Source organism: Spirosoma terrae (genome assembly GCF_010435915.1).
Taxonomy (GTDB): Bacteria; Bacteroidota; Bacteroidia; order Cytophagales; family Spirosomataceae; genus Spirosoma; species Spirosoma terrae.
The window spans coordinates 1-23,458 of sequence record NZ_JAAFZH010000023.1 but is presented as its reverse complement, the minus strand read 5'-3'; the positions used below and the strand labels follow the sequence as shown (position 1 = coordinate 23,458).

General features: G+C 46.7%; 16 protein-coding genes and 1 pseudogene. 9 read left to right on the top strand and 8 right to left on the bottom strand.

Annotated elements, in window-relative coordinates:
* Positions 1–19: 19 nt before the first annotated feature.
* The 6 genes from GK108_RS29375 (at position 20) to GK108_RS29350 (ending at position 7,924) form a co-directional block, all read left to right on the top strand.
* A complete protein-coding gene (locus GK108_RS29375) occupies positions 20–3,625 on the top strand; it encodes a response regulator (RefSeq protein WP_163955167.1) in 3,606 nt (1,201 codons plus the stop codon).
* 50 nt (positions 3,626–3,675) lie between these two features.
* Positions 3,676–4,041, top strand: coding sequence for a response regulator (locus tag GK108_RS29370; RefSeq protein WP_163955166.1), 366 nt, complete (start codon positions 3,676–3,678; stop codon positions 4,039–4,041).
* A 12-nt stretch (positions 4,042–4,053) separates the two neighbouring features.
* Entirely contained in the window at positions 4,054–4,863 is an 810-nt protein-coding gene (locus GK108_RS29365; protein ID WP_163955165.1) for a CheR family methyltransferase, read from the top strand.
* Complete coding sequence (locus tag GK108_RS29360) at positions 4,845–5,429, top strand: chemotaxis protein CheB (protein WP_163955164.1); 585 nt, start codon at positions 4,845–4,847, stop codon at positions 5,427–5,429. Before GK108_RS29365 ends, GK108_RS29360 begins: the two co-directional genes overlap by 19 nt.
* Positions 5,430–5,668: 239 nt before the next feature.
* A complete protein-coding gene (locus GK108_RS29355) occupies positions 5,669–6,208 on the top strand; it encodes a hypothetical protein (protein ID WP_163955163.1) in 540 nt (179 codons plus the stop codon).
* Between the two features lie 399 nt (positions 6,209–6,607).
* Complete coding sequence (locus tag GK108_RS29350) at positions 6,608–7,924, top strand: vanadium-dependent haloperoxidase (protein WP_163955162.1); 1,317 nt, start codon at positions 6,608–6,610, stop codon at positions 7,922–7,924.
* 119 nt (positions 7,925–8,043) lie between these two features.
* On the opposite strand, the gene GK108_RS29345 is transcribed toward GK108_RS29350, so the two are convergent.
* The 6 genes from GK108_RS29345 to GK108_RS29320 all read right to left on the bottom strand — a co-directional run bounded on the left by GK108_RS29345 (position 8,044) and on the right by GK108_RS29320 (position 16,722).
* Positions 8,044–9,801 (bottom strand): glycoside hydrolase family 9 protein, encoded by a 1,758-nt coding sequence (locus GK108_RS29345; protein ID WP_163955161.1) that lies wholly within the window; start codon positions 9,799–9,801, stop codon positions 8,044–8,046.
* A 112-nt stretch (positions 9,802–9,913) separates the two neighbouring features.
* Positions 9,914–12,082 carry a plastocyanin/azurin family copper-binding protein gene (locus tag GK108_RS29340; protein ID WP_246225266.1) on the bottom strand — a complete coding sequence of 723 codons (2,169 nt, stop codon included), beginning with the start codon at positions 12,080–12,082 and terminating at the stop codon, positions 9,914–9,916.
* A gap of 21 nt (positions 12,083–12,103) precedes the next feature.
* Positions 12,104–13,993 (bottom strand): 3-keto-disaccharide hydrolase, encoded by a 1,890-nt coding sequence (locus tag GK108_RS29335; protein WP_163955160.1) that lies wholly within the window; start codon positions 13,991–13,993, stop codon positions 12,104–12,106.
* 21 nt (positions 13,994–14,014) lie between these two features.
* Positions 14,015–14,377: a cupin domain-containing protein gene (locus GK108_RS29330; protein WP_163955159.1), complete on the bottom strand. Its 363-nt coding sequence runs from the start codon at positions 14,375–14,377 to the stop codon at positions 14,015–14,017.
* A 450-nt stretch (positions 14,378–14,827) separates the two neighbouring features.
* Complete coding sequence (locus tag GK108_RS29325) at positions 14,828–16,093, bottom strand: 3-phosphoshikimate 1-carboxyvinyltransferase (protein WP_163955158.1); 1,266 nt, start codon at positions 16,091–16,093, stop codon at positions 14,828–14,830.
* Between the two features lie 38 nt (positions 16,094–16,131).
* Positions 16,132–16,722 carry a hypothetical protein gene (locus tag GK108_RS29320; RefSeq protein WP_163955157.1) on the bottom strand — a complete coding sequence of 197 codons (591 nt, stop codon included), beginning with the start codon at positions 16,720–16,722 and terminating at the stop codon, positions 16,132–16,134.
* 102 nt (positions 16,723–16,824) lie between these two features.
* On the opposite strand from GK108_RS29320, the gene GK108_RS29315 reads away from it, so the two are divergent.
* Positions 16,825–17,892 carry an Ldh family oxidoreductase gene (locus GK108_RS29315; RefSeq protein ID WP_163955156.1) on the top strand — a complete coding sequence of 356 codons (1,068 nt, stop codon included), beginning with the start codon at positions 16,825–16,827 and terminating at the stop codon, positions 17,890–17,892.
* Positions 17,893–18,130: 238 nt separating this feature from the next.
* Here the strand turns inward: GK108_RS29315 and GK108_RS29310 are convergent, their stop codons facing one another.
* A complete protein-coding gene (locus GK108_RS29310; protein ID WP_163955155.1) occupies positions 18,131–18,562 on the bottom strand; it encodes an outer membrane beta-barrel protein in 432 nt (143 codons plus the stop codon).
* A 134-nt stretch (positions 18,563–18,696) separates the two neighbouring features.
* Positions 18,697–19,389, bottom strand: a complete 693-nt coding sequence (locus GK108_RS29305) for a PepSY-like domain-containing protein (RefSeq protein ID WP_163955154.1) — start codon at positions 19,387–19,389, stop codon at positions 18,697–18,699.
* Positions 19,390–19,762: 373 nt separating this feature from the next.
* Between GK108_RS29305 and GK108_RS29300 the strand changes: the two genes are divergently transcribed.
* Entirely contained in the window at positions 19,763–21,268 is a 1,506-nt protein-coding gene (locus GK108_RS29300; RefSeq protein ID WP_163955153.1) for a circularly permuted type 2 ATP-grasp protein, read from the top strand.
* Positions 21,269–21,592: 324 nt separating this feature from the next.
* Positions 21,593–23,458: pseudogene (locus GK108_RS29295) on the top strand (gliding motility-associated C-terminal domain-containing protein); the annotation flags it as partial.

The window sequence follows — 23,458 nt, the reverse complement described above, 5'->3', positions numbered from 1 at the left end:
CTTCCCTTAATAAGTAACCATGCCTCACACTATATCTAATACTGTTATACGGCAACTGCAAATTGTCTTTTCACTTTCGACGCTGTTGCTGATTGGCAGTTTATTCGCAGCCTATTATAGCATCCAAAAACTGATTAGTAATTCGAAGTTGGTAAACCACACCAACCAGGTTTTACTAGAGGCTGAGAACATTATTGCAGCGGTACGAGATGCTGAAACGGGCCAGCGTGGGTTTTTGCTTACCCTCGACCCCACTTTTTTGCAACCTTACGAAGGAGCGCAGGATAAGGCTACCAAAAGTTATGATGAGTTAGGCCAGCTAACAGCCGAGAATGTAGCCCAGCAGAAGAATCTGGCTGAGTTAAAGATGCTGTACGAAGCAAAATTTGAGCAGATGCAGCGTATTATCAACATGACTCGACGTAACACGTCATTCAGGCGCGATACGTTGTCTCGCTATACAGAGATGGTACGTGGTAAAAAAATCATGGACGATCTGCGGTTGGTGATTAATCGGCTCAAAATAGAAGAAAATAAGTTGTTGTCCGACCGTCTTCAGCAACAGGAGTTGTACATAACCTACACGCCTTTTCTAATGCTGGTTGCCGCAGTCATTTCAATAATGATTACAATCAGTACATATCTGCGAATTAAAAAGGATCTGGATGATCGGATAGCTAGTCAGATAAAGGCCGAGCAGCAGTACCGGGAAACCAGCGAACGTATCGGTATTATGGAAGACATTACTACCGATATTGCTGATGGCGATTATTCAGTAAGAAGCCAGGACACGCGTGACGATGAATTGGGACGTATTGGTAAAGCGCTCAATACAATGGCGAGTTCGCTGGAAAGTACGTTCAATGATCTGAAAACCAGAAACTGGCAACAAACAGGCACGCTCGAACTAGTCGAATCGATTCGTGGAGAACGTAACATAGATAAATTAGCGGATAAGCTTATTTCGTCAATTTGCCAGTACCTGAATGCTCCGTTAGGTACTGTTTATATCATCAACGATGATTCTTTTTTTCGGCTGACAGGCAAGTACGCTGCCAGTAATGTACCCATGTTCATTACTGAAGATGATGGACTGCTTGGGCAAGCTATCAAGGCAAGAAAGCCGCTTATTATTGACGAGTTGCCCGAAAACTACCTAACTCTGAATTCGTCGTTGGGGAGCACTCAGCCCAAATCGTTGCTCATTGCGCCATTAGTTTTTGCCGATCTGTGTATAGGTGTTATCGAAATTGGCCTACTGCATAAGCCCGATCCGATTGAGATAGGCTTTCTCGAGTCGAATCTGCACACATTGGCGGTTGGCGTTAATTCCGCTCTGGACTACGTTAAGCTTCAAAATTTCCTGGAAGAAACACAGGCACAGTCCGAAGAGCTTCAGGCGCAGCATAATGAACTGGAAAATGTAAACGCTGAACTGGAAGCACAGGCCCAGAAACTCCAGGCTTCTGAAGAAGAATTGCGTGTACAACAGGAAGAGTTGCAGCAGACCAATGCCGAGCTGGAAGAGCGTAGTGTATTGCTGGTCGAGCGTAATGAAGAAATTCAGAGAAAAGCGGAAGAGCTGGAAATAAGTACTCGTTACAAGTCGGAGTTTCTGGCTAATATGTCGCACGAGCTGCGAACGCCACTCAATTCGATATTGCTGCTAAGTCGGTTATTATCAGAAAATAACGAAGATAATCTAACTAGCGATCAGATCGAATATGCCAACGTAATTCAATCGTCGGGCAATGGATTACTCGGACTGATTGACGAAATCCTGGACTTGTCGAAGATTGAAGCAGGTCAGATGAAGCTGGAGTATATGGAGGTTTCTGTTCAGGAAATAACGGATGAACTTCAGGCTCTTTTTAACCCGATAGCCAACGAAAAAGGGTTAGATTTCAGGATTGAGATCGAAAAGAACGTACCGCAGCTTATTGAGACCGATAAAATGCGATTGGGCCAAATTCTAAAAAACCTGATCTCCAATGCGCTCAAATTTACCTCGAAAGGCAACGTAACGCTGAGTGTAAAAAGAGAATCGCCCGTGACACCAACTCTCCAGTTTGCGGTCAAAGACACCGGTATTGGTATCCCGCCCGAAAAGCAGCATCTCATTTTTGAAGCATTCCAGCAGGCCGATGGCTCAACAAAACGGAAATACGGCGGTACGGGCCTTGGGCTATCCATCAGTCGTGAGCTAGCTAAATTACTGGGTGGAGAAATCACATTGTCGAGTACAATTAATGAGGGAAGTACCTTTACCTTGCAACTGCCGATTGTTGAAGCAAAGGTCCATGCAGCGCCGGAGAAGCCTTATGTGAGCAAGAAAGTGGAACCCGCTCCAGTTAGTGAAGCCAAAGAAGTTGAAACGACCACAAACTATCTCAGTACGATTATTCCGGAAGCAATTCCAGATGACCGCAGTAACGTAACAACGGCTGATAAAGTAATTCTTATTGTCGAAGACGATACCAACTTTGCTAAATCGCTGCTCGATTATTCACGTAAAAAAGGCTACAAAGCTATTGTGGCCGTACGAGGTGATGAAGGGCTGAAACTGGCAGGTATATACAAACCATTAGGTATTCTGCTGGATATTCAGTTGCCCGTCATGAGTGGCTGGCAGGTTATGGATGCGCTGAAATCTGATCCACAAACACGGCATATCCCAGTACATATTATGTCGTCGCACAAGCTCAAAAAGGAAAGTCTGATGAAAGGGGCTATCGATTTTGTGGATAAGCCAATGGCTTTCGAGCAAATGCAGGACATATTCAGAAAGATCGAATACGTATTAAATCGATCGTCCAAGAAAGTGCTTATCATCGAAGACAATCCGAAACATGCCAAAGCATTAGCTTACTTCCTGGAAACTTTCAATATCAGTTCTGAGCTGAAGAGCAATATAACGGAGGGTGTTGAGGCTCTGAAACGGGAAGAAATCAACTGCGTCATTCTGGATATGGGCGTTCCTGACTCGAAAGCCTACGATACGTTGGAAGAGGTCAAGAAAAATCCAGGACTGGAAAGTTTGCCTATTATTATATTCACGGGCAAGAGCCTATCGATGGCAGAAGAGTTAAAAATCAAGAAATACGCGGACTCAATCGTTGTAAAAACTGCGCACTCGTATCAGCGAATGCTTGATGAAGTATCGCTCTTCCTGCACCTGGTCGATGAAAAGAAAAAATCGTCGGACCCATCCATCGATATAAAAAAATTAGGAGCGCTGAGCCAGATCTTGACCGATAAAACGGTACTGGTCGCTGATGACGATGTAAGAAATATTTTTTCATTGTCGAAAGCGCTGGAAAATTATAAAATGAATGTCATTACGGCGCTGGACGGCAAAGAAGCCATCCAGAAATTACAGGAAAACCCGGAAATAGACTTGGTCTTGCTGGATATGATGATGCCCCAGATGGACGGTTATGAGACGGCTAAGAAAATTCGGGAAAATTACCAGTGGCGATCTCTGCCGGTTATTGCCGTTACGGCCAAAGCCATGACCGGCGATCGCGAACGATGCATTCAGGCGGGCGCTTCCGACTACATTACCAAGCCGGTCGACATCGATCAGTTGATGTCGTTGCTACGTGTCTGGCTGTATGAACGATAGTAGTGACCCAGTAGCCCTAAATAAAATACGACCTAATTAGACAACTAATAATGAGCAAAAAAAGGGTGTTAATTATTGACGACGATGCAAGAAATATATTTGCATTGACTGCTACGTTGAAAGCGAAATCCTTTGATTGCGTTTCGTGTTCCGGTGCGCAGGAAGCGTTAGATCTGCTTCATACAGATGAGGTTGTCGATATAATTCTTATCGATATGATGATGCCCGAAATGGATGGATATGAAGCCATTCCCCGCATCAAGAACATCGAAAAACGGCGGCATCTGCCGATTATTTCGGTTACGGCCCAGGCTATGGTTGGCGACCGCGAAAAGAGCTTGCAGGCAGGAGCCACCGATTATATTTCCAAACCCATTGATGTGGACAGATTATTGCAACTATTATTGCGTGTTTAATTGAGTTGCGTAATGATAGCGGAGGCTGAAGTTGATATTTTATTGAATGATCTGTACGAATTATACGGATATGACTTCTCAAACTATTCCAGGGCATCGTTAAAGCGACGGATAGTCCGACTCTGGATGTTAGATAAATTTCCGAGCTTTGCCGAATTCAGATATCGAGTGAAATCTGATGCGGATTATCTGAAACGGTTTGTGGAAGAAATTACCGTGACCGTTACGGAAATGTTCCGCGATCCGCTATTTTACCGATGCCTTCGAACGGAAATTTTACCAACACTCACGGCCAAACCATTTATTCGTGTTTGGCATGCGGGCTGTGCTACGGGTGAAGAGGTTTACTCGATGGCAATTCTCCTGAAAGAGTCCCAAATTCTTCATAAGTCGCTACTATATGCGACCGACTTGAACCCTACAGCTTTAGAAAAGGCGCGTCGGGGCATTTTTCCGCTGGGGTCGATGAAACAGTATTCCGAAAATTACATCGAGTCGGGTGGCATACTGGATTTCTCCTCTTACTATACCGCTCAGTACGGGCAGGTGAAATTTGATGAAAAACTGGCTGAAAAAATGATCTTTTCGACCCATAATCTGGTGTCTGACCGATCGTTCAACGAGTTTGACCTGATCATGTGTCGAAACGTACTGATTTATTTCGATAAGCCCCTGCAGGATCGGGTTCTGAGTCTTTTTGATGAAAGTCTGGGTCAGTTGGGGTATCTGGCTTTAGGCACAAAGGAGACAATCAACTTTTCGACTATAAAGCCAAATTATAAACAGCAGGGTAAAGAAAAGATATGGCGGAAAATAGCCTGAAAAGAAGTTGCGATGTCGTTGTGATTGGGGGCTCTACGGGTGGTCTTGACGTATTATTAAAGGTATTACCTGCTTTAAAGCCAACTTTATCGTTCACGATAATTGTGGTTTTACATCGTAAAAACTCCGCTGATTCTACACTGGAAGCCTTATTAGCCAGCCGAACGTCAATTCCGGTCAGAGAGGTTGAAGATAAGGACGTTTTGGCGGTAGGGCACATTTATCTGGCTCCGGCCGATTACCATTTATTGATAGAGGCCGATAAAACGTTTTCCCTGGACTATTCGGAAAAAGTAAATTATAGCCGCCCGTCGCTGGACGTAACGTTTGAGTCAGCCGCCGATGTTTATGGCGATACGTTAGTAGGTATTTTGTTATCGGGTGCCAATACAGATGGAACCAAGGGGTTGGCGGCTATCAAAAAGGAAGGTGGAATAACCATTGCTCAGAAACCAGAAACAGCTCAGGCTCCCTTTATGCCTCAGCAGGCTATTGACAACGTAGCGGTTGATTTTATACTGGATATCCCGGATATGATTTCATTTATCAATGCGCTGAACAACTAAAAACAGCGTAGTATGTCTGGCTTACGTTACCCCAGGTCTAGCCAGTGGGTTACTATAATTTGATTCGTATGGCTAATGAAACATGAAAAAATGTAAGTTTTTATGTTTTACTGGCTATAGTTCAATATATAGTGCACAATATTGTATTAAAACAAGGATTGGCATTGGCAAATGGCATAAATTTTGTTTAAAATCTAGTAGTGCCCCCGTGAAATTTAGAGACTTGACATATAGGCTTTGTGAAAAAAGTTGTTCCTATTGGCCTTTTTCTTTTACTAGCTTACCATACGCTGGCTTATGTCATGCTGGTAGTTGGGAACTGGTGGCTTGCGGAGAATGACTTATCAGAACGGTTGCTGGTCTATCGTTCTGTGGATAGCATGGTAGAGTTCGAAATCCCACTCGATAATGAGCAGGAACTCATAGATATTGCCCAGTCTACTTCAGACGGCTTCACTTATAACGGGCATTATTATTCGGTGGTCAGTATGGAAGTACAGGGCAATCTGCTGCACATTGCCAGTCTCGAACAGGAAGGGGATTCGTTCTGGCAAAATGATTTGCTTGCCTTCTTAAATGAGCATTTGACCGATACCGATAAAACGAGCCGAAAGGCTAATCAGTTTCTCAAGATCTTGCTGAAAGAGTATTCACTAACTCAGCAAAGTGTTTTCAGTTTTCTTACTTCCTTCTTATTCAACACGCTCCGAATTCCAGATGTACCATTTGTACTCACGGCGCGTGTTCTGCCTATTCATTCTCCTCCTCCAGAGTGCTAGAATAGTTTATTCCTGGAATTAGTGCTACGTCACCGCTGATTTACTAATCAGTGCGGTGGTATGCTGCTTTGTGCTTTTTTGGGTACCAGCAGTAAACCACCATCCGAAACGAATCACTCCCACAATCACAAGCTCTGAGTATAAGCACTGTCTTTTTTGAATGGGTTTTGCTGGCTGGCAGTGTGAGCCAGTATCCCATTCTTTTACTCACGTATCCTGACAACAGACTCATTTCGATCAGCAGGAATGTATTCTCGGCTATGCTTGAGGGCATAGTGCTGTGCTGGCTTGTATTCTCACAATGACTAAAAGATTATGAAGGAAATCTTTATATATTATTTGACAAGACGGTTTTTCAACCACAAAAGAATTATTTGCCTGGGAGCTGTTATTGCCGTTTTGAGCGCAACCGTATCCTGTCAACCCCCGAAGGAAGACGTATCGCCAGCTTTTACGGCATCGACTACTGATGCCTCGGTAGCGCTTCAGTGGATGGATCTTTTTCTGATTATTGACCGATATGCACCCGGATACCGGCCCCCGGTTGCTGCCCGAGCGTTAGCCTATATTGGCTTGGCTACTTATGAAACAATGGTACCGGGTTCTGCTCACTATCAGTCAATCGCCAATAAATTGGCTGGTCTAACAGTACCTAAACCCGAAACCGGGAAAAGTTATCGCTGGGAGGTTGCCTTGAACGAATCGTACTACCAGATGATGAAAGGCTTATTTCCTCAGGTATCCCTTCGCGATAAGGCTAAAATGGATTCGTTATATGCAAAGTTGAACGCTACAACGGCTACAACGGAAGAACTGAGCCGATCCCGAAAATTTGGTGAAGCCATAGCCGCAGCAGTAATGGCTTATTCAAAAACAGACGTAGCGGGCGACGCGGCTTATCTTCGCAACAATCCCGTTGATTACGTACCGCCAAAGGGAACCGGTAAATGGCAACCTACCGCTCCTGATTTTACCCGTGCTCTGTTGCCATATTGGGGAAAGGTTAGAACATTTGTGGCGTCAGAAAGCGATAAGCTAGCCAAAGAGCCGTTGAATTATAGTTCTAACATAAAATCGACGCTGTTTGCTCAGGGGCTGGAAATCTATACGGCCACTACGCCGTTGACCAGTGAAGAACAATGGATTGGTGAATTCTGGAGCGATGATATTTACCAGCTCACGTTCGAACCAGCGGGACGTTGGATAGCCATCGCCTGTGCGGTGATACGGCAGGAAAATGCTTCCTTAGATAAGGCCGTTTATACCTTCGCCAAGGTTGGTATGAGCCTGAGCGATGTGGGGGTTGCCTGTTGGAATTCCAAGTACATCTATAATATCGAGCGGCCTATCCATTACATTCAGCGGACAATTGACCCCACCTGGCGTACCCGTCTGAACAATCCCATTAGCATTATGGTGGGCATTACACCACCCTTTCCTTCCTATCCATCGGGGCATTCGTGTTTTGGGGCAGCTGCGGCTGAAGTATTGACCGATATTTACGGAACAGCCTACGCTATGACCGACCGTTGCCATGAAGGGCGAACGGAATTTAAGGGCAAGCCCAGAAGCTTTAACAGTTTTTATGAGATGGCCCAGGAAAATGCGTATTCCCGTATTGTGTTAGGGGTTCACTATCGGATGGATTGCGAAGAAGGGCTCCGAATGGGCTATGCAATTGGTCGAAAAGTTAATCAGTTAGCCTGGGAGAAATAAGGATTATTTTTGACTGATAGACTCTGGTTTCAGAGTCTATCAGTCAAAAGAAATAAGCTGGAGTACTTGGTTGATACGTTCGGGCGTATGCAGTTAGAAATACTGGATTGATGGCCAATCTATTCCTGAAGAGCTTCTAAAGCGGCAGCCAGATAAACCAATGGCGCGTTCCAGTTAATGGCAATTTCGTTGGAAGCATATGAGCAATCGGCGTCGATATACACCTCGTCGGCAACGGTTGACGGATAACCAGCGCATTTATCCTGACGAGCAGCATTGGCATTGGTTCCTCCAGACAGCAAGCCCGGAACGGGTTCGGTAATACCATCCGCAACCGATGGTCGATGATGTGGATGCATCGGCGTTTTATCGCCAAAACCAGTAACAAACGAATAGCCGACGCTATTACGGCCTAACAGATAGTCGAGATTACTGAGCGCGTACTGTAAATAGTGTTTCCGATTTGGGGTATCAACCAGCCGGTAAGCCTGAATGAGCGCAATACCCTGATTGGCTGCTTCGGCGCTACTTCCCCAAATGTAATCTTTTGCTGACTTGCCCATAACTGTCTGAAAAGCCTGTTTATCAGCTCCCTGAATGAGTGAGTCGGCAAAGGAGACGATGTGTTTTTTGAGCAGTGGTACGTCTTTTTTACCTATTGGCGTTAAAGATTTGCTGAATCGGGCCAGCGTGTAATAGCCTAGAGTACGTACCTGGGCCCAGGAAGGGAGTGGCGTTCTGCTATCAGGAAACAGATTAACAGCTTTGTAATACGACTCATCCTTCGTTGTTACGTAGAGTTCAGCGGCCGCCCATATCCATTCGTCAGCACTAGTACGATCCTCATAACCACCCGTTACCACATCCGGATCAAACTGCGTATTCATCTCATTCTGACGGTATAGTGCAGCTGGATTGGCTTTAGCCCACAGCCAGGCTTTGGTCGCGGCTGAAACGCAGGAATCCGACAGGCCGGGAAGCTGCCGATTATAGGCTTTGAATACGCGACTTGCCTGCGCCATAACAGCCGCAAAATCGAGCGTAGCCGTAATGCTTTTTTGAACAACGTAACGATCTTTGATGGCTTTGTCGGGCATAATCATGCCGTCGAAACTTGGATTGGTGAGTTTATGATAGACACCGCCGTCGTTAGGATCCTGCATCGTCAGCATCCAGCGAAGATTCCACAATAGTTCATCCAACAGGTCTGGTATATTGTTGCCGCTTTCGGGAATGTTGGTACGTAGTGTTTTGGCGTAATCCGGGAAATCTTCGTAGAGTGATAAGAGTGTTCCCATCGTAATGCCAGAATTAACGATATACTTGTTATAGTCGCCAGCATCGTACCAGCCCCGGGGCGAAGAAATTACGGTCCCCGCAGGTCGTTCGGACGTAGCGGCTGATGGATGAATAAGGATCTTCGTGTCGGGGTGGCCAGCAGGGCGTGCCCATTTCCCGGCAAATTGGGCGGGTAAATCGGTAGAAGCCCGCTGGTAATAAAATCCTTTTAGAGCCCCTATTGCTACTTCACGATGAACATCCGAACGAATTTCGAAGGGGTAAGAATGGCCTAGACCCGGAATAATAAGGACATACGTACCCGGCTTGGTAAACGCCGAAAAATCGGCCGTATGCGTTATTTTACCTGAAATCGAATTCGTTAGCGCCGGCCCTAACGTACCGTCAAAGACCACTTTTTTCTGATCGGCGGTCGCTAGCTGAAATTTACCCGACTGATCGCCGACAACTATAGCGATTTTATTGGCCTTAGGATAGAAACCGATTTGGTTCAGTCGAATGGATTCGGAAGGTGTTTGGGCTGGTGATACGTAAGGTGCTAGGAAGAAAAGCAGGCTGAGGTAAATGTAAGTAGGCATATGGGTATAAATAGATTAGCCTGAAAGCGTATCGTTCGATAACCAGCGCTACGTAGGTAACACTTAGGTTAAGCGAAGAAATGCCTTCAGGCTAAACAAGGTTAAAACTCACTTATTTTACTACTTTCATCGTTCCCTGCATAACATAGAAATGGCCAGGAACGGAGCATTCGTAGGTATAATCACCGGGTTTTTCGGGGGCAATGAAGTAAATAGTCTCGTTCGTGTTAGGCTGTAGTAAGTTCGTGTGGTTCAGGACTTTGTCGGTTTGGGGGATATAGTTCTTTTCCTGACCTTCCAGCCCTAATTTCATCGCCAGCTCACCAACCTGAACGGCTGTGCCGGGCTGAACAACAACGAGGTTATGGAGCATATCGTCTTCGTTGTTGAAGATGATTCGCACTTTACTGCCCGCCTTGACCTGAAACTGTTCAGGAGCAAATTTCAACCCTGGTTTGGTGCCAATTGTAATCGTGTAATCGGGCTCTCCCCAGGAAGCAGGCATTTCGGTGATACGTTTGACAACATTGGTAGCAGCTGGCTTGCCCGACGATGGTTTGGTAGGCGTTGCTTTGGCTTTACCGGTTGACTTTGACGTAGCAGGAGGAGTCGTTGAGGTCGACGCCATTGCCATGTCGGCATGGTTATGTTTAGGAGCAGGGGCCGTAATAGCTAATTTCTCGCCGTCGGGAAGATTGTTAAGCGTATAATAACCTACGTTATGTAACAGCGTTCTTCCTATTTCTGACCGGACGCCAGCCGCTGTGATCTCATGGATGTAGCCCAGTCGTAAACTGTCTACAACCAGTCGGGCTTTCATACCATCATTCGACACAACAATGCCCCGAATCGGGCAGCCTGCTCGGTTAATAACCGGACTGCCATACGTAGCGTGGTATTTATAATTGAAGCCTGTTACCTTATACGATTCTGGATCGGCGGCCAGTTCCTTATCAACGGGCGTAGTAAACTCAATTTCGAAGCCGTCGGGCATCGCATGAATCGTCTTCATCTCGAACGGCATCCGGCCCGTCCAGACAACCCGCTGTAAGCTATATAGCGCTTTGCCGGTTGATGACCAACCCCGGCTGGTCATCCCAACAAACATAGACGCATCGTGTCCCCAAACCATACGTAACACACCCGACGAAAAGCCTTCGCGGAATGGGAAAACAACACCCTGATAGACGCCTTTTACTTTTTCGAAGTCGACGCGGGAGAGGATACTTTGCCCCTGATCGCCCACAAACACCTGATTTACGAATGGGCCAAATTTTCCATTCGTATTATCATTTAGAAAGCCCGAAGTTGAAATACCCAAAATACCATGAGGTAACCATACCGCTGGTGCTTTTAGGGCTTTGACCCGTTTTGCTACGTCGTATAAAGGTTCACCTGTGTTGGGAACTTCCTCAGGTTTCAACGTAAGGGGAGATCCTGGTAAATTAGTCCAGCGCAGGCTTTCGGCATTGCCTAGAAAGTCGCCCTTTTCCACTTGCGAGATACGTCCTGAGCCAACCCAGTCTCCCTGGTTTTCGGTGTAGAAAAAATCGCCCGTAGCATTCATGCCATAGCCTGCCGGAGACCGCATACCAGCCGCAAACGGAGTCATTTTGCCATCGGGTGTAAGTTCCAGCGTCCAGCCACGCCAGGGTACCAGACTAACGCCATGACCCAGGCTATTGCTCCAGCCTACATTCAACGTGACCAGCATATTGCCGTTGGGCAAAAATGTGGGTCCGTAGGAATATTCATGGTAATTGCCCGATAGGGGCCACGAGTAAATTTTATCATAGGAATCGGCCCGGCCATCCCCATCTTTATCGCGCAGACGAGTTACTTCACTACGTTGTGTTACGTAGATGTCGCCATCTTTATAGGCAAGGCCCAGTGGTTCGTGTAAACCCGACGCAAAGCGCTTAAACGTAGGGCGCTCTGATCCGCTTATGTATGGATTATTTACGATCCATACCTCGCCCCGGCGGGTACATACAGCCAGGCCACCATCCGGGAGCGTAGCCATACCACCAACTTCCAGAATAACATCTTCGGGAACGGGCAGGGAAATGAGTTTATAGAAATCGTCTTCTTTTTCGGGGTCAGCTTCTACTTTGGCCAGGCCTTTGGGAGCCGGAGCCGGTTGTTTGCTGCTTGAACTAACTGGCTGGCCGGTTTTAGACTGAATTTGGGCTAACGTCACTGACGAATTCATCAGAATAAATCCTGATACAGCGAGTGCTGCCATCGCCAGTCGGTCAAAAAATGTAGGGTATAGTTTCATGATGCTTTCGGGAGTTGAGCCTTACCAAACAATGGAGTACGTAAGCGTTCCGGTATTATTCGTTGCCTTTACGGGGAGCAGCAACTCCTTAGTGTTTTGAGCCGTTGTCCGAATGAATGGCTTTTCCTTTCCCTTCAGAGGAAGTTCAATGAAATACTGTTTATTGTTGATCGCGTACAAGCCATTGGGCTGTTCGACAATGTCGTTACCCGATGCTACCCGGCACCATATTTCCTGGGTTTCCTGGCCTGGTGTAATGGTAAATGTGTGCGATAACTTTCGCCCTTCATCGGTGGCGGCAAACGATTCGCGAACGCTGGCATTGCCCAGCGTATACTTGAAAATGGGCCGCCCGGATGGATCAATATCGTATCCCAGGTTCGTATAGGTCGTGTTAGAGTCAGGCCAGGCCGCGTTTTTGTCGGTCATGAGTGCGAGCGACGGTTTGCCGGCCAGTTCTATTACGCTGCCCAATGGAACGGACAATTGCGTTTCGCCCCGACCATGCCACATTGGTGTTGTTTCCAGGAAATCGCCCCGCCAGATTTGCAGAAATTCACCTGTTTGGAGATCGACCGTATAATTAGTGAAGCCAGGTTCGCCAACCGATATCGTATGTGTATGCTTACGCCCCTGATGGTTGACAAAGCCTCGTTGCATGACGGGTTCACTGGTAGCCGTAAGCGATATTTCGCCAACCGGTTCTTCGACCCGAATAATTTGGTTTAACGTAGTGTATTGAACGCCAGGGCCTTCTACCGAGAGCAGAATGTCGTTACTACGGGCATACCATAAACCGAAATTTTTGTAGTACGTCAGCTCGATTGGGTAGTCGCCTGCTTCCAGATTGACGTTGGTTGAGGCTGCTCCACCATCTTCTGTTGTGATACCAAGTACTTTTTTACCGGCAATTTTCAACTCTCCGGCACCATTGCGAACATTCGTGTTCACTTCTGTAGGAATCCAGCGTAGTTTTAGGTCAAAAAAGTACTGTCCTGAACGTGGAATATGAACAGTGCCAGTAATCTTTCCGGCGAAATTGTCCCGGCTGCCCGGTGCCAGATGAGCCAGTACGTCGATATCCATCTCACGCTTAGGCGTTAGCGCGCTGAGTTCGTCAACCGATTTGAATTTTCCATCGTACGCGCTCAGCCGGAGCTTTGTTAACGTAACGGGTTCTATACCATAGGATTTGTAGCTAATGTTACGTATCGCTACGGGACCGTGATCGCCCTGAATCATCAGTGGGCCCGTCGGTTTCTCATCCTGAAAGATAGCGGACCGGGTTGGGCCAGTAACTTCAATATTTTCCTGGATCGTAACGCCGTTTAAGACTACTTTAACGAATCGGGCATTGGCTATTTTCTCACCTTTTTCGTTGAAACGGGGAGCTTTGAAGACGATGCCTACATGTTGCCACAGGCCCGGTGCTTTGCTGACATTCTGAGCAGGCGGATGTCCTTCATAGCCTTTTCGTCCTTCCGGGCGGTTTTCATCCCAGCGTTCATAAATAGCTCCGCAGTCCGATGATTTGGGATCTTTAACACCCCAACTGTCAAATAATTGAATCTCGTAGCGGCCTTGTAAATAAATCCCCGAATTCGACCCTTTTTCCATCATAAAGTCGAGTTCGAGGTCCAGATCGCCATGTTCCATTTTTGTCAATAAATGCTCTTTGCTTTTTGCAGGATCATTTACGACAATACCAGTTCCTGATTTTGTGTTGCCTGCTCCACTTTTATTGAGATCATAAAATACGTCGCCGACTATTTTCCAGTTGGAGCCAGTGGGTTTAAAATCAGTTAGATTTTGAAGATTAACCTGGGTATAGGGTACCTTATTGGATTGTGCCCATGCAGCATGCAGGGAGGGTAACAAACACAATAGAACACAACACAAACGTCGTTGCATAACTGCTTATAAGAGAATTGATTAAAGACAAAAGGATGGATATACAAAATCCTCACGCATGGGCGTGAAGACATCGATCAAAATTCCTGATTCCAGGCAGACAGCTCCATGGCGAATGTTGGGAGGAATATAATACACATCGCCAGCACGTAGCGTTTTGGTTTCGTCGGCGATTGTAATGGCAAATGCACCGCTCTCAACGTAGCTCATCTGAGTATGTATATGCTGGTGCGGAGTGCCAATACCGCCTGTTTCAAACGATACCTTGACCATCATTAGATTTGCGTCGTATGTCATTATTTTACGTTTGACGCCTTCTCCAACCGTTTCCCAGGGAATTGTAGAATCTTCTACGAAACGAGTTGCCAGTACTGATGCTGCCATGTCAACGCTATTATCAGGTAAGAAGCTTAGGATTGAATAGTATCTTGAGGGAATTATTCAGCAAGTTACGATTGGTTTGTTTATCTATTTGATTAAAAACAAAAAAGCCGCTCCGAATGTCGGGGCGGCTTTCCGCTTCTATCCACACCATTTCAAGACTGACGACCGGGCGGCCGCCGAATCTTGATGTTCAACCTTCCCTTTGTAAAGGATCGTTACTGCTAACTAAGCAATTATTTCTTTATAGAACAAGAAACCCTTAGAGTTTCTGATTTTATGTCAATTTTAAGGATACAAAGTTGGCGACTTCTTTGATATTTAACGTTAATAAATGCTTAAAAATTATTTAACGTAGTAAATATATAAAGCCTCTTAGCTCAATATGCCCTTTTAAACCTTTAAGCAATGCGTTTTATTTTTTACCGAACTCTCAAGATTTTGTCCAAAAAATCAATCGCCAATTTCAGTCGATTCTACTACGTCTTCTACCGACAAAATCCGGGCCATATCGTCCCAAAAGCTGGGATACGATTTAGCAACAACCCCTGGCTCTTCAATTATTATTGATTGCTGCATAGCTACGGGCGCAAATGCCATTGCCATCCGGTGATCGTCGTAGGTTTCGATGGTAGCAGGTATAGTGGGGACTGTCTCCAGACGACGCACTACGTATTGGTGGTTCGGTTCTACCTCAACGAGTTCGGCGCCTATTTTTTGCAATTCTGCCTGTAGGGCAGCTACCCGATCCGTTTCTTTGATTTTGAGACTTTCGATACCCGTTAGAGTGAGCGTAACTCCTTTTATAGCTGCACAGACAGCAACCGTCTGGGCAAGGTCTGGGCAGTGCGTAAAATCCCAGGACAGCGATGGCTCCGTAGGGCGTTTCGTCAGTTTAACCCCAGTATCTGTAAACGTACTGTCAACGCCGAGTGGCCGCATGATATCAACGATGGCGCTGTCGCCTTGCAATGATTTTTCTTTCAGGCCAAGCAGCTCGATTTTTGAGGCTTCGTCTTCGGCTAGTGCCGCAACGCTATACCAGTAACTGGCACCAGACCAGTCTGACTCGATGGTGTATGGCCCCGGCGTATACGCTTTGGCCGAGACCGTAATAGTATTGGCTTCCCAGTCTGCAGTAACATGGGCCCCGAAATAAATCATCTGCTCCAGGGTCATCTCAATATAGGGTCGCGAACCGATAGAGCCTGTCAGCTCCAGCGTGAGCCCATTTGGCAACGTGGGCGCAATCATGAGCAACGCTGAAATGTATTGACTGCTTACGTCGCCCCGAATGCTGATTCGATCCGTTCCGGCTGTTTTAGTAAAGCCGTTAATCTGAAGCGGTGGATATCCTTCGTTGTTGAGGTACGTAATATCAGCGCCGAGTTTTCGCAGTGCATCGACCAGAATACCAATGGGCCGTTCGCACATGCGGGGAGTACCCGTCATTTTTTTCGATTGACCCGTTACGGCAAAATAAGCTGTCAGAAACCGCATGGTAGTTCCTGCATCCAGCACGTCGGCTGTAGCATCAGACGATTTAAGCAGACGAATCATGGTCTGCGTGTCCCGTGCCGTAGAGAGGTTCTGCAGCGTGCATTGAAAATCAGTAAGCGCATCGATGATGAGCGCCCGATTGCTCTCGCTCTTTGACGATGCTAATGGGATGGTGGCTCGAACGGAACCAGTAGGAGGAGTAAGTTTGACAGCGTTCATTGCGACAAAGATACACCATCCTGGCTGGTTCAGTCAACTTAATACGTTCGCAACACTTTAAGTCGGTGGTTTTTATTGATTCGGGGATGCGGGTTGCTTAACCAATGGAACAGCATTCCGCTGGCAATAAAAGCACCCGTAACTGGAAGTACATTGGTGTTTAACTGACGGTTGTTGATCACGTCAGCGAGCAGATAGACGCCACCTGCCAGCGGAAAAATTGTCCCTGCCATAGTTACAAACGGTATTCGGCGGTGGATCATTACCTTCTGAACTTCATTCAGCCGGAACGTAACAGGTTCGTCGCGACCCATAACTTCGTTCGCCATCAGAATAGAAAACGTGCTGTCGGTAACGTCGTATAACTCCTCCCGGAATTTTTCGCCCCTTGCTTTAAAGTGAATTTCATCGCCCACAAAAAATCGGTAACGTCGGAAACCACCAAACGTGTGATTAACATCCAGTGCCAGATAGCGCGATGGACGTAGCAAAGCAGAATAGGCTGTACCCTTTCGCTGAAGAAGCTGTTCGGTGGTGAGTGTGTCAGTAGGTTGGGAAAAGGCAAAATGGCTGATAAATAGAGAAATAACAGCAAATGTGATGGATCGGCGGGGTTTATTAGACTTCATACGCGAAAAGTGGTGTTGGCATAATAACACAAAAAAGCCTGAATTGACTGAATTTTTAATAAAGTTTAATGGGTTCGCGTCGTGTTGGTTTAATTTGCGGCCATGATTACAGCAAACCAACTCCGTTCGTTTACGGAACAAATATTTATTGCGCTTGGCTGTTCGGAGACTGATGCTCATCTGGCAGCCGATGTACTGGTTAGCGCCGACCTGAGGGGAGTGGATTCGCACGGGGTGGCTCGTCTGCCGGGTTATGTTCGACTGTACGACCACGGACGTATTAATCCGAAACCCCACATGCGTGTTATTCATGAAACCCCATCGACAGCCGTCGTTGATGGAGATCGGGGACTAGGATTAGTGGTAGGGCCGTGGGCAATGCAGGTGGCTATTGAAAAAGCACGTATTGCCGGAACAGGGTGGGTTGCCGTGCGTAATTCGAACCATTTTGGTATTGCCGGCTATCACGCGTTACTGGCGGCTGACCAGGATATGATTGGGCAGGCTATGACTCACGCGGCACCGCTCGTTGCTCCTACTTTTTCGCTGGATAAACTGCTGGGAACGAACCCGATTGCGGTGGCTATTCCGGCCGCAACAGAGCCAACATTCCTGGCCGACTTTGCGTCAACGGCTGTTGCCTATGGCAAACTGGAAATTCTTCAGCGTAAAGGTCAGGATATACCCCTGGGGTGGGCCCAAAATGCGGAAGGTGAGCCAACGAACGATGCGAATGCCATACGCAATGGCGGAGCCTTGCTTCCGTTGGGTACCGACCGGGAACATGGCAGTCATAAAGGATATGGTTTAGGCGCTATTGTCGATATTTTTTCGGGCGTGCTGTCGGGAGCTAATTATGGGCCCTGGGTACCTCCGTTTGCAACGGCTGGCTTTATGCAGGCAAACGAAGGCGTTGGTCAGGGAACGGGTCATTTTTTTGGTGCTATGCGTATCGATGCGTTCAGACCAGCGGATGAATTTAAAACGCATATGGATACCTGGATTCAGCGTTTTCGACAGGCTAAAGCCGTTGAGGGAAAGCAGGTTCTAATTCCGGGCGACCCTGAGCGTATGATGGAAGCTGAGCGATTAGAAAATGGTATTCCGCTAATAGAACCTGTTATTAAAAGCCTGGAAGAACTTGGCGAGCGATTTGGCGTAACACTTTAACCTTCATTTACTGATGTTCTGTGGTCAGAAATAGCTCTCTTTTCCGACTACAGAACAAAGGGTAACTACTTCCCGAAAAAGATCTGAAAGCCAATATCCAGTGATGCGTATTTCGATTCTGATTTACTGTCAACGATAGTTGGGACGTTATTGGCCAGAGAAATATAGCCGCTTTTAGAGTTGGACACAGTATAGGCCAGACCTGCATTGAGTGCCACTGTCCGATTGATAAAATAAGCTACGCCAATTGTTGGAATAAACGAAGTGGAGTACCCCGATCCCCAAACACAGACGAAAGATCATACTTATTATGCGTGAATGCGTAACTGTATGAGACACCTGCATAGGGTTTGAATGACGATTTGCCAATGTAGTAACGCACGAATGGGGATAGTCCTGCTGATGTGCCGGTGTATTTCGTAGTGTTATAGGATGTAAATCTCTGCTGTGACAGACTCAAAGGAACGCCAGTCCCAATCAACAAATTGTCGGCGACAAAATAGCCAGCTGTAGGAGTTAGGTTACCGGAAAAGTATTTGCTGCCCTGTTGCTCCTGATAAGTAAGATTACCAACACCAATACCAACTTGCCAACGCCCTTTTTCTGTTTGTGCTAAGCCTGTTGTGAGTATACTTAAAAGCAACACAATTGTCAGTATGTGATTTTTCATGACTAATGCTATATTATTTTGAGATAGCAAGGTTACAAAACGTTCAACAATCCTGGGTATAATTAATGAAATTTAACAGACAAGAAAAGCCAGTTTTAACTGGCTTTTCTTGAAACGGATAAGAACGGTAATCGTTACTTACCTGTCACTGCTTTCTTGAATGTACCATCCGAACCGAATAATAATAAAACCCGTTTGCTGTCACTGGTTTTTATCATGATCATATAATCGGAGCTTTTCTTATCCTGAACCGCTCTTTCGATGGTGGCGCCCGCGTAGTTCGTTGTGATATACGTCGTGATAGAGGCAGGTAATTTAGCAACATCAATCACCGTTATTTCAGGTCCGGCTCCTGGCTTGTTAGGGCGTAGCGAATCGCCGTGAGGTGGCCGTGGATGCTTCAGCGAATCACCAGGGGCATGTTTTGGCCGATCGGTTGAGTCGCGTTTAGGATGATGAGCCGAATCACCATGAGCGTGGCCTGGTTTACCACTAATTTCTTTGGAGAACGTACCATCAGCGTTAAAGACCAGTAATTTAATCATGTTGCTGACAGAAATGGCTACCAGAAAGTTTCCGTTTGAATCCTTTCCTGCTTCTTTAATAGTGGCTCCAGCGTAGTTCGTATTGATATACGTAGTAACAGCAGTAGGTAGGCTCGCTACGTCGATAGCGGTCAAACTGCGAGGCTTGCCTGCTTTCAGGCTATCCGTAGAACTCGAACGGGCAGACCCATCTGTACTGGATGGATCAACAGAATTGTGGTTACAGGCGTTAAGGCTTATGACGAGCGCAGCCATGCAGCTAAAAACAATCAATGCTTTCATAAAAATGTTGTTGGTTTTGTTAAAAATCGCACTTGAATAAGCCTTGAGGCTAATACGTTTGCCGATACGCGCTAAGTATTTTTACTGTTGCACTGCTTGTTAAAAAGATTTAAAAACCGCGAAATTAGAGCGGAAATGAGTACGGAGATTAAAAGATGCTTAAGGTGATGCGTGGTAGAGGAGGGCTTCGTTACTGAGTTGAACGGTAGTTGGTAAGCGAAGAACTCAACTAAATCGTTATATAAGTAAGGGGAAACCTTGTTTAAGAAAGAAGAGTCTGTTAATCTTGTTTCCTTTATTAGTTGATTTGTAGAATAGGCACCTTTACGGTTTTTCTATTTTGTCTTTTTGATAAACGGCAATATATTGTTCCATGAAACAGAATTCCACCGCACAGTCCCAATCCCAGTCGATGAATGGAATGACCCAGTCTCAGGGTCAGGTCAGCGCTAATTTTTCCTTTGCCGATTATCAAACGGAGAATTTTTTCGATGAAATGTTTGATAGTCAGGCGCAGGTCCGTCAGGGTTGTGCTCCGTTTCAGCAACGGGTTGAGCAGCTTACTCGGGAAGATCTTATTGGCCGGCAGCATGCGGCTGAGCGTTCGCTGATGAGTATGGGTATTACCTTCAATGTATACTCAGAAGGAGAAGGGACGGAGCGAATCATGCCTATTGATATTATTCCCCGAATCATTGAATCTGCTGAATGGAATAAGCTCGAAGCGGGTCTGATTCAGCGGATTAAGGCGCTGAATATGTTCCTTGACGACGTGTATAATGAGCAGCAGATTTTGAACGATGGCATTGTTCCGCGCGATCTGATAGAGTCAAGTAAGTCGTTTTTAAAGCCTTGTTTAGGAGTAAGACCTCCGAAAGGGATCTGGTGTCATATTACCGGAACCGACCTGATTCGGGGCGAAGATGGGCAGTTTATGGTACTGGAAGATAACCTGCGCTGTCCATCGGGGGTATCCTATATGCTCGAAAACCGGGAGCTGTCTAAACAGACATTCCCTGAAGTGCTGACGCAGACGGGCGTTCGTCCGGTGTCCGATTATCCAATGCGCCTGCTGCAAATGCTTCAGTATATTGCTGACCGACCAAATCCTACTGTGGTTGTGCTAACGCCGGGCATTTACAATTCGGCCTATTTTGAGCATTCGTATCTGGCGCAGCAAATGGGGGTTGAGTTAGTAGAAGCAAGTGATCTGGTTGTATCGGGTGGGTACGTTAAAATGCGTACCACAAAAGGGTTCCAGATTGTTGACGTGATTTACCGACGTATCGACGATACGTTCCTGGACCCACAATCGTTTAATCCCGATTCATTAATTGGCGTACCTGGCATTTTTGAAGTCTATAAGAAGGGGCGCGTTGCTTTAGCCAATGCGCCGGGTACTGGTGTGGCCGACGATAAAGTAATTTATGCGTATGTGCCCCGAATTATTCAGTATTATCTGGGCGAGGAGCCTATTATTCCAAACGTTAAAACGTATATCTGTCGCGAAGAGGAGGATTGTCAGTACGTATTGGACAACATCGAACAACTGGTTGTAAAAGAGGCTAATGAAGCGGGTGGTTACGGGATGTTAATTGGACCCAAAGCTCCGCCGGAAGACCATGAGCTGTTCCGCAAGAAAATACAGGAAAATCCAAGGAATTATATTGCCCAGCCGACCATTTCGCTCTCACGCGTTCCCTGTATTGTGGGTGATCATGCCGAAGGACGACATGTCGACCTCCGACCCTATATCTTATATGGCGATGGCGTCAATGTTATTCCCGGTGGTTTAACACGAGTAGCCTTGCGGAAAGGCTCGCTGGTCGTTAACTCTTCACAAGGTGGAGGAGGTAAAGATACCTGGGTTTTATACTAAGTCTTTTCTATAATTTTCAGGGAGAAATAGGGGATTTACATTCTTCTGTTTCTCCCTGTTTCGTTAACAAGGGGTCTATTCATCGGCCGAAATGCCAATTTTATGTACTGATTGAGGAAGCAGACCGGGATTTGTCTGGCAAGTCAGTATATTCCCGCACTTTTTCAGAATAACACAGTTTACAACTCGGGACTTGAGACGATATCATCATTACTGACAGACGGTATTTTGATCCAGCAGTTGTTCGAAAATGAGCAACTGCTGAGTCGGGAATTGATATAGTTTTTAGTGCTGAATTCGTTGTATGTGAAATGCGATAATTCTATGCGCTTACTTTACACAATGGGGTTAATCGCTCTTTTTGCAGGAGCGGTTTTACGGCCAACTATTGGCTACGCAACGCACGTACGGGCAGGGGAAATTACAACGCGTCGGATACCCGGATCTACGTTGACGTATGAAATAACATTAACCACTTATTACGATGAATTAACCGGGAAAGCTGCTGCTGATGATGCCAACTCCTATACGTTCTGTTTTGGTGATGGCACCCAGGCCGATGTACGAAGATTCAGCCGAAAATATATTAATGGACGAACATCGTCAGTTAATACCTACGTTACGACGCATACGTATCCGGGGCCCGGAACGTATACGATTGGGGTTCAGATTGCCAATCGTAACAAAGGCACTGTCAATTTGCCACCGCAGGATGCCTCTGATCAGTTAACGTTCTACGTATCGACAACAATTCTGATCAATGCTGCGCTACAGACAAACTCGACACCCGTTATGCTGAATCCTCCCCTCGATTCGGCTCGGGTGGGGCAGAAGTTCTGTCATAACCCGGCTGCTTTCGATGTTGATGGTGATAGCCTGGCTTATCGGCTTAGCAGACCTCAGGAAGGAGTAGTAAACAGTTGTCGGAGCCGATTTATCCCGGCCTATCTGGACCCAACGTCATTCAGTACACAGCGTGAAGATGGTAGTGGCTCGCCTTCCTTTACGATCGATGCCAAAACGGGCGATTTGTGCTGGGATTCGCCAGGCCGGGCCGGGCAGTTTAACTTCGCCTTTATCATCGAAGAGTGGCGTAATGGTGTGCTGATTGGAGAAATAACCCGCGATATGCAGATTATCGTGGTCGATCAGCCCAATAAGCGTCCACTGATTGTCGGAGCTGAAGTGTGCGTAGAGGCCGGTACGCTAATTAACCAAGCCATCCAGGCCACTGATCCCGACGGTCAACGGGTGATTATTTCAGGTTTTGGTGGGCCGTTTAACTTAAATAGCGATGGACTGCCATTTCCGGCCGGGCAGGAATTAGTAAAACCTGCGTATGCCAGACTGATCAATGGGAATGTTATTCAAAACCAGCCAGCTACGGCTACGTTCTCCTGGCAAACCAATTGCGATCATGTTCGTGAAGAACCCTATGACATTACGCTTAAAGTGAATGACGTACCGGGGCGGGGCGCTGTTTCGTTAGCGTCCTTTGCTACGTTACGAGTTCGTATTTATGCGCCTTCGGTGAAGAACGTAACGGCCCGGCCCACGGCCACCGCCAGCGGACGAGCTATTCAGCTAAACTGGAATCCTTATACTTGCGGCCGTATTGTGTCATCCAGCGGGATAGCTGATACAACAGAACTTATTATTTATCGTAAGGAAGGTTGCACAAACTATACACCAGAAGCCTGTACGACTGGCTTACCGGCTTCGTTAGGCTACCAGAGGATCGGTAGTGTTCCCTATACCGCTACGTCCTACATCGATACCTCGGCCCTCCGGCGGGGCGTTAGCTACTCCTATCGGATCGTAGCCCGTAACCCTGGCCTTCTTAGTAACGGTGGGGTAAGTGTGGCCTCCAACGAAGCCTGCCTCGAACTGCCTTTGCTGGCTCCCGTTATCACCCAGGTGACCGTCGATTCGACCGATACCCAACGAGGACAAATTACGGTTCGGTGGAGCAGACCCTTGGGCCTGCAACCCGGCGATCTGGGAGCACCCTACCAGTACCGACTGCAGCGAGCCACGGGATTGACCGGCACTGATTTTACCACCATTGCCACCATCAATACCAACATCCAGCCCGGCGTGGCCGATACGCTCTACGTCGATCGGGGTAGCTCGGTGAGTGCGCTCAATACCACCGCCAATGCCTACCGCTATCGGGTGGAGTTCTACTAT